This is a genomic window from Desulfotomaculum sp. 1211_IL3151 (genome assembly GCF_036763075.1).
In the GTDB taxonomy this organism is placed as follows: domain Bacteria; phylum Bacillota; class Desulfotomaculia; order Desulfotomaculales; family Desulfotomaculaceae; genus Desulfotomaculum.
Map to the genome: position 1 here is coordinate 35583 of NZ_JBAIYV010000026.1, position 15353 is coordinate 50935.

Annotated in this window: 15 protein-coding genes; 13 read left to right on the forward strand and 2 right to left on the reverse strand. The window is 45.6% G+C overall.

The genetic code is table 11. The features are described 5' to 3' along the window. Positions 1-122 precede the first annotated feature (122 nt). From V6C11_RS05835 to V6C11_RS05885, 11 genes are all read left to right on the forward strand, one after another. On the forward strand, positions 123-3728 hold the full coding sequence (locus V6C11_RS05835) for a DNA polymerase III subunit alpha (RefSeq protein WP_333530167.1): 3606 nt from the start codon (positions 123-125) through the stop codon (positions 3726-3728). A 116-nt stretch (positions 3729-3844) separates the two neighbouring features. Continuing rightward, positions 3845-4540: a cation:proton antiporter regulatory subunit gene (locus V6C11_RS05840; RefSeq protein ID WP_333530168.1), complete on the forward strand. Its 696-nt coding sequence runs from the start codon at positions 3845-3847 to the stop codon at positions 4538-4540. Between the two features lie 61 nt (positions 4541-4601). Next, positions 4602-4835, forward strand: coding sequence for a trp RNA-binding attenuation protein MtrB (gene mtrB / locus V6C11_RS05845; RefSeq protein ID WP_333530169.1), 234 nt, complete (start codon positions 4602-4604; stop codon positions 4833-4835). A gap of 156 nt (positions 4836-4991) precedes the next feature. Then, the gene (locus tag V6C11_RS05850; RefSeq protein WP_333530170.1) at positions 4992-5183 is read left to right on the forward strand and encodes a glutamate decarboxylase; all 192 of its coding nucleotides are present in this window, start codon (positions 4992-4994) and stop codon (positions 5181-5183) included. Positions 5184-5220: 37 nt separating this feature from the next. Then, positions 5221-6081, forward strand: coding sequence for an acetyl-CoA carboxylase, carboxyltransferase subunit beta (gene accD, locus V6C11_RS05855; protein ID WP_333530279.1), 861 nt, complete (start codon positions 5221-5223; stop codon positions 6079-6081). A gap of 11 nt (positions 6082-6092) precedes the next feature. Continuing rightward, positions 6093-7037, forward strand: coding sequence for an acetyl-CoA carboxylase carboxyltransferase subunit alpha (locus tag V6C11_RS05860; RefSeq protein WP_333530171.1), 945 nt, complete (start codon positions 6093-6095; stop codon positions 7035-7037). Between the two features lie 66 nt (positions 7038-7103). Next, positions 7104-8066, forward strand: a complete 963-nt coding sequence (gene pfkA / locus V6C11_RS05865; RefSeq protein ID WP_333530172.1) for a 6-phosphofructokinase — start codon at positions 7104-7106, stop codon at positions 8064-8066. Between the two features lie 40 nt (positions 8067-8106). Continuing rightward, complete coding sequence (gene pyk, locus V6C11_RS05870) at positions 8107-9858, forward strand: pyruvate kinase (RefSeq protein WP_333530173.1); 1752 nt, start codon at positions 8107-8109, stop codon at positions 9856-9858. A 250-nt stretch (positions 9859-10108) separates the two neighbouring features. Next, positions 10109-11047, forward strand: a complete 939-nt coding sequence (locus V6C11_RS05875; protein ID WP_333530174.1) for a DMT family transporter — start codon at positions 10109-10111, stop codon at positions 11045-11047. Between the two features lie 21 nt (positions 11048-11068). Beyond that, positions 11069-11668 carry a DedA family protein gene (locus tag V6C11_RS05880; RefSeq protein ID WP_333530175.1) on the forward strand — a complete coding sequence of 200 codons (600 nt, stop codon included), beginning with the start codon at positions 11069-11071 and terminating at the stop codon, positions 11666-11668. Between the two features lie 22 nt (positions 11669-11690). Further along, a complete protein-coding gene (locus V6C11_RS05885) occupies positions 11691-12614 on the forward strand; it encodes an SGNH/GDSL hydrolase family protein (RefSeq protein ID WP_333530176.1) in 924 nt (307 codons plus the stop codon). Positions 12615-12703: 89 nt separating this feature from the next. Here the strand turns inward: V6C11_RS05885 and V6C11_RS05890 are convergent, their stop codons facing one another. After that, complete coding sequence (locus V6C11_RS05890) at positions 12704-12937, reverse strand: SWIM zinc finger family protein (RefSeq protein ID WP_333530177.1); 234 nt, start codon at positions 12935-12937, stop codon at positions 12704-12706. 28 nt (positions 12938-12965) lie between these two features. Continuing rightward, positions 12966-13130 (reverse strand): hypothetical protein, encoded by a 165-nt coding sequence (locus tag V6C11_RS05895; protein ID WP_333530178.1) that lies wholly within the window; start codon positions 13128-13130, stop codon positions 12966-12968. Between the two features lie 167 nt (positions 13131-13297). Here V6C11_RS05895 and sigI point away from each other — a divergent pair, with 167 nt between their 5' ends. Beyond that, positions 13298-14053 (forward strand): RNA polymerase sigma-I factor, encoded by a 756-nt coding sequence (gene sigI, locus V6C11_RS05900; protein ID WP_333530179.1) that lies wholly within the window; start codon positions 13298-13300, stop codon positions 14051-14053. Then, positions 14046-15218, forward strand: coding sequence for an anti-sigma-I factor RsgI family protein (locus V6C11_RS05905; protein WP_333530180.1), 1173 nt, complete (start codon positions 14046-14048; stop codon positions 15216-15218). Before sigI ends, V6C11_RS05905 begins: the two co-directional genes overlap by 8 nt. Positions 15219-15353 lie beyond the last annotated feature (135 nt).

Here is a 15353-nt window from a genome sequence, read left to right on the forward strand (position 1 = left end):
TCGCTTGTCTGTGCCCTTTAGGGTATGGCCTAAAGGGCACAGGTAAGCGAGCCTTAGCTTTTCTAAGTTGCAAAATTCATGTTAAAATAATTTAAAAGTAATGCATTTTACTGGAGGGGTAAGTGGTGTCAGAGAATCAATTTGTCCATCTTCACCTTCATAGTGAATATAGCCTTTTGGATGGGGCAACCAGGATCGGTCAGGTGGCCAGGCAGGCTAAGGAAAGTGGTATGGATGCACTGGCCATTACTGATCACGGCTGCATGTTTGGGGTAATTGACTTTTATAAGGCCTGCCAGAAAGAAGGGGTTAAACCGATTCTTGGCTGCGAAGTTTATGTGGCACCGCGACGCAGAATGGATCGGGTGCCCAAGCTGGATGATCAGCCGAACCATTTGGTACTATTGGCGGAAAACCAAGAGGGTTATAAAAACTTACTAAAACTAGTATCCCTTGGCTATACCGAGGGTTTTTATTATAAGCCCAGGGTGGATAAGGAAATTCTGAAGTGCTATAGTAAAGGTCTGATTGCCCTCAGCGGCTGTTTGGCCGGGGAAGTTGCCGATAAAATTCTTGGCGGCCAATTGGACAAGGCCCGTCAGGCCGCCTCAGACTATTTAGAGATCTTTGGTAGGAATAACTTTTTTTTGGAATTACAGGACCACGGCTATCAAGAGCAACGACTGGTAAACCGGGAGTTGCTGAAGATTGCCAATGAGTTACAAATCCCGCTGGTGGCAACGAACGATGTCCATTACTTAAAGCGGGAACATGCAGATATTCAGGATGTATTACTTTGCATCCAAACGGGGAAAAGCGTTAATACACCTGGCCGGATGAAATTTGAAGGCCAGGAAATGTATTTAAAAAGCCCCCATGAAATGAACCTGCTCTTTGGGGAGATCCCGGAGGCTTTAAGTAATACCGTAAGGATTGCTCAGCGCTGTCAAGTGGATTTGACCTTTGGCCAGTACCACTTGCCTTACTTTAAGGTACCCGAAGGGTCTAGTCCGGCCCAGTATCTAAGGGAAAGGTGCCTGGAAGGTGTAATCAAAAGATATGGCCATTGCAGTGGACAGGTGCAGGAAAGACTGGAATATGAACTAGGTGTCATTGGCCAAATGGGATACGATGAGTATTTTTTAATTGTTTGGGACTTCATCCGTTATGCCAGGGAAAAGGGCATTGCCGTTGGTCCCGGGCGGGGCTCTGCCGCGGGCAGCATTGTTGCTTACTCATTGGGTATCACCAATATTGACCCTCTTAAATATAGTCTGTTATTTGAACGGTTTTTAAACCCGGAGCGTATTTCCATGCCGGATATAGACATTGATTTTGACTATGAACGGCGGGGCGAAGTGATTGATTATATTGTGCAAAAATATGGCACGGACCGGGTGGCCCAGATCATTACCTTTGGCACCATGGCTGCCCGGGCAGCCATTCGGGATGTCGGTCGGGCCTTGGATATACCCTATGGTGAGGTGGACCGGGTAGCCAAACTGGTGCCGATGGAACTAAATATTACCATTGCCAAGGCTTTAGCCAATTCACCGGATTTAAAGGCAGCCTATGACCAGGACCCAGAGGTTAAACGCCTGGTGGATACTGCTGCAGAATTAGAAGGGATGCCCCGGCATGCCTCTACTCACGCTGCGGGGATCGTGATTTCGAAAGATCCATTGGTAGAATATTTACCCCTGAACAAAACCTCCGACGGTTTAGTGACCACCCAATTTCCCATGACTACCGTCGAGGAACTGGGTTTGCTTAAGATGGATTTGTTGGGTCTGCGCAATTTGACTGTCATTGCCGAGGCCGTGGAGCTAATTAAGCAAATTCGAGGCGTTCAGCTGGATATAAATGAAATTCCCCTGGTGGATCAAGCTGCCTTTGATATGTTAACCAGGGGTGAGGGAATTGGCGTATTCCAATTGGAAAGCAGTGGTATGCGCAACATTCTCAGGGAACTAAAGCCCAATGCCTTTGAAGATATTGTTGCCCTGGTCGCCCTTTACCGCCCGGGTCCCCTGGGCAGTGGCATGGTAGAGGATTTTATTCAACGGAAACATGGGCAAACCAAGGTGGATTATTTTCATCGGGATTTAGAGCCTATTTTAAAAGAGACCTATGGTGTTATCCTATATCAGGAACAGGTAATGCTGATAGCCAGAGTCATGGCAGGCTACTCCTTGGGTCAGGCCGATTCTTTACGTAAGGCCATGGGCAAAAAGATTGCCAGGATTATGGCCATGCATCGGGATTGGTTTATTAATGGCAGCACCGTGGATGAAAAGGGAAAACCGTTATTGTACCCCATTCCCGGAGCGGTGGCCAGGGGCTATGACCGGCAGTTGGCGGAAAAAATGTTTGACCTGATGGAATACTTTGCCGGCTACGGCTTTAATAAATCTCACTCCGCTGCCTATGCCCTGGTTTCTTACCAAACAGCTTATCTGAAAGCCAACTACCCGGTGGAATATATGGCAGCCCTTTTGACCTCCGTGAGGGATAATACCGACAAAGTGGTCCTCTACATTGAGGAATGCCGACGCATGGGTCTACAAGTATTGCCGCCGGACATTAACCATAGTAAGGAAAACTTTACCGTAGCCAATGGGGCCATCCGTTTTGGCTTGGCAGCGGTGAAAAATGTTGGTTGGGGTGTGGTACAGGAGATTATCAAGGTACGTCAAAAGGAAGGGCCTTTTACCAGCTTTTTTGACCTATGCGGACGTTTAGACACTCGCTTGGCCAACCGCAGAGTATTGGAAAGTTTAATCAAGGCCGGAGCCCTGGATGCCTTTGGCTACCGGTCGCAATTAATTGCCGGTTTAGAAATGGGCATTGAGCATGCCGCACGTTCCCAACGGGATAGGGAAAGGGGACAAGTGAGCCTTTTTGATCTAATACCGGAAAGTTCGGCCCAGATGCTGGCAATGGAACTTCCCTCGGTTCCTAAATTAACGGCTCGGGAACAACTGGAAATGGAAAAAGAAGCCCTGGGACTTTATATCTCAGGTCATCCCTTGGCCGAATACAGCTGGTTGTTAGATCATTTGGAAGTACAAAGAGTGGTGCATCTGAGTGAACTTCCGGACGGTCAGCCTCTATTACTGGCGGGGGTTATTTCAACCATGAAAAGGATTACCTCACGCAAGGGTGCCCCCATGGCCTTTATTACCCTTGAAGATTTAACAGGGAGCTGTGAGGTGGTTGTCTTCCCAGAGGTTTATCGTCGCCATTTGAGCATATTGGATCTGCGGGAATCACTTTTGTTCAGGGGAAGAGTTAGTAATAACGGTGAAGAGGCCAAGATTTTGTTAGAAGAGCTTCAACCTCTGGAAAAAATAACCAGCGAGTTATGGCTGAAGATCACAGACGCCACTGAAAAACCACAGGAATTGGCGGAAGTGCTGGCAGCACATCCCGGGCAGACGCCAGTCTTTCTCTTTTATCCCAGTACCAGGCACAAGGTACAGTGGGAAAAGGGAGTTTCTCTCAGCACCGAGCTAAAGCTGTCATTACAAAGGCTTTTCCAGGCAGAAAACCTTCGAATTCGTTTGACACACCCGATTAAAGTTCCCGTGGCTGCAGCTAGAGATACCACGCACTTTAGAGAAACACCGAACCAGTATAGCACTGGCACCCAAACAGCGGGCTTTCAACCATCCGGTTCCTTTGATCCTGACACTTACCCAGTGCCGAAGAGTTTACTGGAACTGTAATTAACCATTAGGCCGAAGGCTAAAAGACATGACCATTTTTTACCATCCCGAGAAACTTGTGAGAGACCTAGACTCATTGATATAATCTTCTCATTACATAACAATGGGGTTATAAAATGAACCTGATTTTCCTGGTGTCTTTTATACTCGTCCTTTTTATTATTGTGGAGATATCAGCCATTGCCCTTAAATTGACCGGGATGGATTTGCATATTGCTCGTTTCCAAGCCCTTTCTGCCCTGGTAACGGTGGGTTATACTACCTCTGAGTCGGAACAGGTGGTCAAACACCATGTACGACGGCGTCTGATCATGGTTCTGATGATTTTGGGTTATTTGGGAACAGCCACCATTGTCTCTGCCCTGATTGGATTAATGCGTCACCCCCTGACATTAATTCAGGCCAGTATCGCCATCATGATCGTGCTATTGGCCGTAAGCGTTGCTTCTAGCCGCAGCATCAGGGGTAGGCTGGATAGGGGAATTGAAAGGCGACTAGCCCGTCATTTGACCCTGCAAAAAAAGACGGTGGAGGAGGTACTCCATTTAGATAGGGAGTATGGGGTGGCAGAGGTTCGTTTAAAGGATCATAATCCTTTGGCAGGTAAATGCATTGCGGATAGCAAGATCCGCGACCAGGAACTTTTTATCCTGGCAATCGATAGACAAGGAGATTTTTTGCACTCCCCAAGGGGTAAGCAGGTCCTCCGGGGCGGAGATAAACTGATCGTCTATGGCAGACTAAAAAATATTTATCACTTGCTTTGCTGGGATTGCCAAAAGGATGACGAAGATAACCCGCTTGTAAATTAATTGCAGATATGATAAGATGAATCAACTGTAAAAAAGAGGAAATTGCTTGAGGTGAACATAATTGGCTGAAAATATTAATATCGTTGCGGGTGATTATATTGTAGTGAAGGCCCTGGAAAATGGGGTAACCCTGATTGGCTTAACCAGAGGTGGTGTAACGAAATTCCACCATTCAGAAAAACTTGATAAAGGTGAAATCGTGATTGCTCAGTTTACCGAGCATACTTCAGCCGTTAAAATACGTGGTCGGGCGGAGGTTTTGACCAAGCATGGCAAAATCTCAACAGATGACTAGTTGGCAACCAGCATATGCAAAACTGTATCCAGAGCTATTACTCTGGATATACTTATTTTTATAGTATAAAAAAAGAGGAATCACCGTGTATTTATAGAAAGAACTATACGAATATCCATGGGTATTCTACTATGTAATCAAGGGGGCCATTTATAAGTGTGGACAGTCGTATATATTGCGCCCAATCGTAAACAAGCTGAGAGATTACAAAAGGCACTATCACAAGAAGGGCTACTGGTAAAATTACGCAATATCGGACTGCCGAACGGCAATGATAATGGTTCTGTGGAAATTTTAGTACCAGAATCTGAGCTGGATGAGGCATTGGAGATTATTAACACCATATAGATACGCGGGGAACTAAGGGAGAGGTGAGTCTTTGGTCCTGGAAATATTTCGTAAGTCTAAATATGTAACTGTACGCCCCGATAAAGCAGAACAAAATCAAGAAACTGAAAGAAGAGACATTCCCGAAGGCTTATGGGTTAAATGTTCAAGATGTAATGAAATTATTTATACCAAAGAGCTGGATAAGAATTTTAAAGTTTGTCATAAGTGCAATTTCCACTTTCGTTTAAATGCCAAGGAACGCATTCGTATGACCCTGGATGAAGGTTCCTTTATAGAATTTGACAATGAGTTAACTACCGTAAATCCCTTAAATTTTCCCGAGTATGAAGAAAAAATGCAGACGATACAAGAAACCACCGGCTTGCAAGAGGCTGTGGTCACCGGACAGGGGACCATCGGAGGGAACCCGATAATTATAGGGATTTTGGACTCCCATTTTTTTATGGGAAGCATGGGGTCTGTGGTGGGTGAAAAAATCACAAGAGCCATAGAAACAGCCATTAAGAAAAAATTGCCCGTGGTTTTATTTTCTTCCTCTGGTGGGGCTAGGATGCAGGAGGGTATTTTGTCCTTGATGCAGATGGCCAAGACCTCTGCCGCCCTGGCCAAATTGGACGAGGCAGGGTTATTGTTTATCTCTGTTTTCACTGATCCCACAACGGGTGGGGTAACGGCTAGTTTTGCTTCCTTAGGAGACATTATTGTGGCAGAACCCGGAGCCATCATAGCATTTACTGGTCCGAGGGTTATCGAACAAACAATTCGCCAAAAATTGCCCGAGGGTTTTCAACGGGCCGAATTTATGCGTCAACATGGCATGGTGGATATGATTGTAAATCGTCCGCAGCTAAAAGAAACCTTGGCTAACATTCTGGCACTTCATAGGACGAATTAAAGGAGGCCTGTATGGCGTTAGATTTTGAAAGGCCTTTATTGGAGTTAGAGGCCAAGATTGAAGAACTTAAAAGGTTTACCAACGAAAAAGGCATCGATTTTTCCGATGAGATTATTCTTCTGGAGAAAAAGTCCAGGGATATGAAGGAAAAGATATATCGTAATCTAGATCCTTGGCAAAAGGTGCAAATTGCCAGGCATGCTGCCCGTCCCAATACCAAGGACTATATAACGGCTCTTTTCCACGATTTTTTGGAGTTCCACGGTGACCGCCTTTATGGTGATGATCCCGCTGTAATGGGTGGTATTGCCCGCTATAAGAGTATTCCCGTAACAGTAATAGGGCATTTAAAGGGACATGATACCAAGGAAAATGTCTATCGGAATTTCGGTATGGCTCACCCCGAAGGATTTCGCAAGGCCTTGCGTTTAATGAAACAAGCGGAAAAATTTAACCGTCCGGTAATCTGCTTTATTGACACCGCAGGTGCCTACTGTGGTATGGGTGCGGAAGAAAGGGGCCAAGGTGAGGCCATTGCCAAAAATCTTATGGTCATGTCTGCTTTAAGAATTCCCATCGTCTCTGTTGTCATTGGTGAAGGTGGCAGTGGCGGGGCCTTGGCCCTTGGAGTTGCCAACAAAATTCTCATGCAGGAACATGCTATCTTTTCAGTAAGCTCACCGGAGGCCGCAGCCAGCATCCTTTGGAAAGACGGTACCAAGGCGAAAGAAGCAGCGGAGGTATTAAATCTTACTGCCCAGGATTTGCTAAGATTTGGTGTTATCGATGAGATTCTTCCTGAGCCATTGGGTGGTGCCCACAGTGATTTAGCGGCAACCTATCAGATTGTTGATAAGTCTTTGGCACATAACTTAACAGAACTTATGAAAATACCCGTTGAAGAATTGGTAGAAGCACGGTATAGAAAATTCCGTTCCATCGGTCAAACTGGATAAAATATTGTATAAGCCTGCCGTTTCACGGCAGGCTATAGGTGATTGGGACATAGGGAGGGTTGTTACATGCAGAGAATTGGTGTACTAACCAGTGGCGGGGATGCTTCGGGCATGAATTCTTGTATACGTGCGGTGGTGCGTAAGGCTATCTACCATGGCCTGGAGGTCATGGGTGTCCACCGGGGCTATAGCGGTCTTATAGAAGGTGATATGTGTCCCATGAACCTTAGTTCTGTGGCAGATATTATTGGCCGTGGTGGTACCGTTTTACATACAGCTCGATCCGAAAGATACAAAACGAAAGAAGGCCGGTCCCAGGTCATGGAAAATGTGCAGCGTTTTGGGATTCAGGGACTGGTGGTTATTGGTGGCGATGGTTCCTTTATGGGGGCGCAGTTGTTACATCAAGAATATGGGCTGCCAATAATTGGTGTACCTGCCACCATCGATAATGATATTTCAGGCACGGATTATACCATCGGTTTTGATACGGCGGTAAATAATGTGGTGGAGGCCATCAATAAGATTCGGGACACCGCAACATCCCATGAGCGTACCTTTGTAATTGAAGTAATGGGGAGAGATTCAGGCAATATTGCCCTGGCCGCTGGTTTGGCTGGTGGGGCAGAAAGCATATTAATCCCGGAAATTCCTTTCAATATAGATGATATTTCTAAAAAACTCCTTAACGGTATTAAAAGGGGTAAACTACACTCGATCATCTTAGTTGCCGAAGGTGCAGCCAGTGGACTGGATATTGGTAATATAATTAAAGAAAAAATAGGTTTTGATACCAAGGTATCCATTCTCGGACACCTACAGCGGGGTGGTACACCTTCTTCCTTTGATCGGATACTGGCTGCCAGATTAGGTGCCAAAGCAGTAGAGTTACTGATGGCAGGGGAATCGAATAAAATGATAGGCATGAGGTCCGGGGAGATTTTAGCCACTGATTTAAATGAAATCATTGGCAAGCGTCGCCCCATTGATAAAGAGATGTATGATCTTGCCAAAATACTATCGATATAGAAATTACTTGCAAGGGATTCTGCATAAGGAGGGGTCTTTGATGAGACGTACTAAAATTGTATGTACCATCGGTCCTGCCAGTGAAAACATTGAGATTTTGAAAAAAATGATGCTGTCTGGAATGAATGTAGCAAGATTGAATTTTTCCCATGGTACCCATGAAGATCACGCGAATAGAATTGCTGCCATTCGTCGGGCGGCCCAAGAAGTAGGTCAAAACATTGCTCTTATGCTTGATACCAAAGGTCCTGAGATTCGCCTCAAGACATTTGCTAACCCACCGGTTGTCTTAAAGCAGGATCAACGTTTCACCTTAACGACTCGAGAAGTGTCCGGTGATAATACCATTGTATCCGTGACCTACCAGGATTTGCCCAAGGATGTTCAGCCAGGCAGTAGGGTTGCTGTGGCAGATGGGGTCATTGAAATGGTTGTGGAGCAGGTTGAAGGTACGGAAGTCCACTGCAGGGTAATCAATGGTGGTCAGCTTACCAACCAAAAGGGTGTCAATTTACCTGGCGTCATGGTAAACTTACCCTCTATTACCGAAAAGGATATCGCTGATATTATTTTTGGTTTGGAACAAAGGGTGGATTTTATTGCCGCTTCCTTCATTCGTAAACCCGCAGATGTTTTGGCCATACGTCAGATCATTGAGGAAAATGGTGCGGATGTTGATATCATAGCCAAGATTGAAAGCCGTGAGGGTGTTGAGAATCTGGCGGATATAATTAATGTGGCAGATGGAATTATGGTAGCCAGGGGAGACTTGGGTGTTGAAATTCCCGCAGAAGAAGTGCCTGTGCTGCAAAAAACAATGATCGAAATGTGCAATAAGGCAGGTAAGCCAGTCATAACCGCTACCCAAATGCTGGAATCCATGACCCAAAATCCGAGACCCACCAGGGCAGAGGCCAGTGATGTGGCGAATGCCATCTTTGATGGCAGCGATGCGATTATGCTTTCCGGTGAGACGGCTGCTGGCAAATATCCCGTGCAAACGGTGGAAACTATGGCCCGCATCGCCCAAAGGGCAGAGTTGGCAGTGAATTTTGATGATCTCCTTGAACTCAGGGGTGCAGCCCTGCAAAGGACAGTCACGGATGGAATCAGCCATGCGGTTTGCACCGTTGCCAAGGATCTGGGTGTAAGTGCCATCGTCACAGCCACGGCCAGTGGCCATACTGCTCGGATGATTGCCAAGTACCGTCCGAAGGTACCCGTTATCGCGGTAACACCTAGAACGAGTGTGTTAAGGAAACTGGCTCTGGTTTGGGGTGTGATTCCCTTGCTGATCCAAGATGTGCACGGTACCGATGAAATGATCAACACCTCCGTGGAGGCTGCGCTGGCCTCCGGGAATATTGCCGCAGGGGATCTCATCGTCATTACCGCTGGTGTGCCGGTGGGTGTTCACGGCACCACCAATATGATGAAGGTGCATACAGTGGGTACACTGTTAGCCCAGGGTACAGGTATTGGCCAAAGGGCAGTGACCGGCAGGGTGCGCATTTGTCGCACACCGCAGGAGGCGGAACAAAAGGTTCGTCCCGGAGATATTCTTGTTACCGTATCCACTGACCGCGAATTTGTACCAGCTATGCAAAGGGCCACGGCTATCATTACAGAGGAGGGTGGACTTACCTCTCATGCTGCCATCGTAGGTTTGGAATTTGGCATACCTGTGATTGTCGGTATGGATAATGCCACCAGCATTCTACCGGATGATGAAATTATTACGGTGGATAGCCAGCGGGGGCTGGTTTATGGCGGGATTGCCAGGGTTTTATAGTTTGCGAAATTTATTTTGATACCGATAAAGCATATCCCGGCAGCTATAGCAGGGTTATGCTTTATTTTAATTAGCCATCAGCCTAACTCCCCCTGTCACTATCGTGACATTGTCCTCTTAGGGGGGCAGCGAAGCTGACGGGGGAGTTTTCCGACAACATGTCTCAAACAGCTACTCAAAGAGCGAGTTGTTTTAAGGGGGATAAAGGCTAGTAGCTAACAGCTTAATCTAACTAATTGGAGAACTCACAATGAAAAACTACATTCACTTGTTACTCATCTCAGTCTCTTTTTTCTGGGGAACTTCCTTTGCCGCCGCTAAGATTGGCATGGCTGAACTTCATCCATTAAACCTTGTCATATTACGTTTTATCATTGCCTCTATAATTTTTGGACTTATTTTGCTCAGGCGTCGGGACCGAACACTGGAATTAAGGGATATACCGACTTTTCTTATTTTGGGATTTATTGGTATAACCTCGTATTTTTACATTCAGTTTACAGGATTACAATATACCACCACCATCCATTCGGCCTTAATCATTGCCACCGGCCCCATTATTGTTGGGATTATTAGTGTTGTGCTGCATATTGAAAAAATTAACAAGTCAATGGTTTGGGGAATCGCTATGGCCTTTAGCGGGGTAGCTCTGGTAATTTCCGGGGGAGATATAGCGGAGATTTTTCAGGCTAAAACCATTAAAGGGGATTTGATGCTTTTTTCCAACGCCATTGTTTGGGCTGGCTTTACCCTTTATGGAAAGAAAATTTTGATTAAATACAGCCCTTTGCTGGCAATGGCTTATATTCATATCTTTGGAACCTTACTTCTCTTGCCACTGGCAGTGGTTCCTAGTATATTTGCCCCTGTAACCCTGGCTAAGCAGATCGTCACCTTATCCTGGCCCACAGTAACAGCTGTCCTATACCTTGCAGTTTTTTGTTCTGTCTTTTCCTACTATGTATGGTATGAGGGTGTTGAGAAAATCGGTGCAGTTCGAACTGCTGTGTTCGGATACTTTAATCCGCTTTTTGCGTCGTTAACGGGTGTTTTATTACTGAATGAAAAGGTAACTGCAGTAACAATCTTTGGCGGTTGCCTGGTAATGCTAGGGGTATATCTAACCAGCGAATTGAAGCAAACCAAGCCCACCCAGAAAACAAATATTAAGGGACTAGAACAGCCATAATAAACTGGGGAGGCGAAAAAGTTGTCTGAACAAATCTTAGACATTTTAACGAGTCTAGGTTTACCCGGTTTATTTGTTGGCGTTTTTTTGGAAGCCCTGGGCCTTCCTTTTCCCGGCAGCGTCTTAGTTGCACTAACAGGTTTTTTATGCCGTCAGGGTGAATTTAATATTATTATTGCTTGGTTGGTGGCCTTGGCAGGTTATTTAATGGGTTCGATTGCTGCCTTTGTACTTGGTCGTTATGTTGGGGAGCCCTTCCTTACCAAATGGGGAAGATATCTGCAACTTACGCCGGAGAGATTTGCCAAGGCCCAGGAGCTATTAACTAAATCTGCTCCTGGTTTTATTATCGGGGGACGGTTTATTCCCACTGTTGGTAACTTAACACCTTACATCGCAGGCATTAGCGGTCTTTCGTTGATCAAGTTTCTTTTCTTTGACCTCATTCATGCCGTATTATGGCTCACTGCCTTTTTGGGTGGTGGAGCGCTGCTCGGTCAAAATTGGCCCAGGCTGATGGAGGCTCCGGGGATTAAATATTTATGGATACTGGCGGTGGTTTTGCTGGGAGTATATTTAATTCGGCATTATTTGCCTGGCTTACAGCGTAATAGAATTTGAGTTTAATCGGGAGGGAAGATAAATGATTCGTGTTGTGCAGGGAGATTTACAACAGCTAAGTAAATTATATCCTAAACCTGATCGGGTGCTGCAGGCAAACCAGAAAGAGAACATCCAACAGGAAATCAGGACAGTGATGGCTAGGGCACTGAAGGCTGCCACAGAACAAGGCTTAGAGACTCTTATGCTGCCAGTGGTAAATACCAGGGAGCAGGAGATTTCGGTGGCGGAAATGGCACCCCTGATGGTTTCCGAAGCCCGGCGGCACATGTCCTTACATACCGGTTTAAGGGAATTAACCTTCGCTTTGCCAGATGAGGCAGGGGTGCATTTTTTTGAGGAAGTTATCAATCGAAATAAGGTCGTATGTTTAGGTGACAGCATTACCTATGGTTATCCAGATGGACCGGGTTTTTCCTGGGTCACCAAAGTGATTGACAACGCAGGTTATCCTATGTTAAACCGTGGTATCAATGGAGAGACCACAGGACAGATGTTGGATCGACTGCAAAGGGATGTTATTTCTGAAAAACCGGCCTATTTAATCTTTGCCGGAGGGCATAACGATGGTTGGCAGAAGGTTTCCTTGCCAAGGGTTCAGCACAATATCCAGCAGGTGGTGGAGTCGGCACTGCGGCAGGGTATCTGCCCCATAATGGTTTTACCCTCCCCCTTAAACATTGAACAACTCTTGCAATGCTTCGATGGGACTCGCCAGGATGCAGAGGAATATCATGAAAACTTAGGCCAAATTCGCCAGTGGATTGATCAATATGCCAAGGAAAGGGAGTTCCTTACCTTAGATTTTCACACCCCGCTACTCCTTACGGGTACCGATCAGGGAGACCCCCGCTACCTGTTGGACGGCGGACATCCCACCCACGAGGGCTACCACCTCCTTGGCCAGGCAGCAATCCAGCAATTGGCCAACCGATTACATTTTTAAAGTGAGGCGGGGGGACAGGTTCTTTGTCCCGCCCTGCTAGCACAAGGGGACGGTTCTTTTGTGCTAGCCGAATGGTCAAGACCTTTTCATTAGTCCACTCCTAACACTTGCCGCAGGGCTAAAATGTGGCGGCATTTAAAAGAGCTGTCGCGACGGGACCGCCAGCGAAAGGTACAGCAATCACAGCTACCCACGGTGGTGGTCAATTCCCAACGGCAGTCAGCCTCTATTACAGAGCCACTGTTGGGGCCAGTTACATAGACCACGAGGTCTTCCACGGCGTAGGGCTCAAAAAGTTTAATCTCAACATGACCTTTATTCACGTCTAAATCCACCTTTCTTTATTCTGTTCTATAATATTGTATCATAGTAAATGACTTCCGTGCCGCAGGCAGTACCAGCAAAGAATGAAAACTTTATGTTATCCTGAGCGATAGTGAAGGTATTACGGCAATCCAATTGTTGGCTGTTTAACATTAATTGGAAGCAGTGGTTATGTCTTTTTATATTGCACATATCTACCTGCCCCTGTAAAATTATAAGGACAACCTCTGCAAATTTAAATAGGGCAGGGGTTTTTTCTATTACCCAACCCCTTCATTACCTACTAAAAAGGATTACCTGGGTCGTATTCTATAGTAGGGAAAAAAGGATATCAGAGGGGAGTAGTTGGGTCAGGAGGAGTGACCAATTTGACATTGGAACAATATACGGCACTGTACCTGAACCAGGCTAGAAATGGCGATGCGAATGTAAGGGAAAATATATTGGAGCAGGCCAAACCTTTTATTCAGGGTGTCTGTGTAAAATACTGCAATCGTTGTTTGGAATGGGGCAGGGATGAGGAATTAAGTGTTGGTCTCATGGCCTTTAACGAAGCCATTGATCGATTTGAAGAAGCAAAGAAAATACCCTTTCTAGGTTTTGCCAGGATCGTTATCAAGAGTCGCCTTTCGGACTATTTTCGCAAGGAGTCCCGGCATAGACATCAACCCCTGGAATATCAGATTGCCGATAATGCGCCTATGCACCATGAAACTGCCCAGGCTTGGGAAATATATTTGCACGAGGCAGAAATGCGAGAGCGTCAAGAGGAAGTTCTGGAATTTCAAAAGGAGCTTTCTCAATATGGTATAAGCGTCAGTGAACTGGTGGATGCCTCACCTAAACATAGGGATTCCAGAGAAAATCTTATTTCAGTTGCCAGTATTCTTGTGGAAAAGGATTTACTTATGGAACATCTGCTTCGTACCGGACGGCTGCCTGTAAAGGAACTAGCTTTGGTTTCGGGTCTTCATCGTAAAACAATTGAAAAGGGCCGGCGCTATATCATAGCGATGGCACTTTTATTGAACCATAGAGACAGATTTATCTATCTTTTTTCTTATTTGAAATTAACTGGTTGGTCAGAAAGAAAGGAGGGAAGCAATAATGACTAAGATCACGGGAATTTTAGTACAGAAAAAGGGACCCATTGGTGTACTGATGACCTCAGAGGGATATTTTGTAAGGGTGCTGCTTACCGGTAAGAATCATATCCTGGGTCAGGAAATTCTAGGTCTAAAATATCCCTCCTTAATTCAAGGAATGGCTGCGGCCTCTGTGCTGGTGGTGGTGCTCATTGGTATTTGGAGCAAATTTTTGATTAGTCCTGCTGCTGCCTATGTGGCGTTGGATATTAACCCCAGTGTGGAACTTGCTGTTAATAAATCGGGCACGGTTATTAAAGCCAGTGGACTCAATGAAGATGGCATGGCACTGTTAGAAAAGGTTACCCCTAAGAAAATGGAAATTTATCAAGCGGTGGAAATGCTGCTGAAAGAAGCAGTAAATTGCAATTATTTAAATGATAATAATAATATTGTTTTGGCAACTGTTATTCCTTCAACTAAGAACCAAACTGTGGTTGATCAAGATAAATTGGAATCGACCGTTCAAATATCCGTGGCCGAGATACCTGCTCCGATTAAAGTGGTTACCGAGAGTGCCACTAAACAAGATCACAGATTAGCTGAGGCAAAGGGACTTTCGGTGGGGCGCTATCTGATTTACCAAGGCAGCAGCCAGAAGGGCGGAAAAATCAATTTGGATGAATTAAAGACAAAGGGTTTGGGGGAATTAGAGAAGGAAAAGGGTATAGAAATTCAGCAATACCTGCCTCATCCTAAAGCCAAAGCGAAGGTAGGAATTAAAGTTATGCCAAGTTCAGGTTCACAGGAATTCCAATTCAAGGAGAAGATGAACCAAGAAAAATATCCCAACAAAAACCTACCCCCGGGACAGTTAATGAAACAGGAGTCCGGCAAATCCTCAGTCAATTGGAGGGTATTACCAAATCACCCTGTAAATAAAGAAATTCAATCAAGGGGTGATGATAGGGATGAAGGCAAACTAAAAGAAACAAGGGAAAATGATAACCAAAAGCGACGGGATGACCGTCGCCAAAGCCATATGGATAATAAAAAAAGCAAGGATAAGGAGCAAAGACCTGCCCAACCCAACGCTCAAAAGAAAGAACGAAAGGAGCAGGAGAAGGAGCAGAAAGAGAAAGAAAAGAAGATAAAAGACCAAAAGAAGAATGAGCAGAAAGAGATAAGAAGATAAAGACCTTGAAAAATAGGTGCTGAACCCTGCGTGGCGACTCCCCCGTTAGCTTCGCTGCCATCCCCTCTCCGAGGGGAATGGCACGCTTATGGCATTTTCAAAGTAGCAATAGTTAACGCAAAAAAACACCTCCAC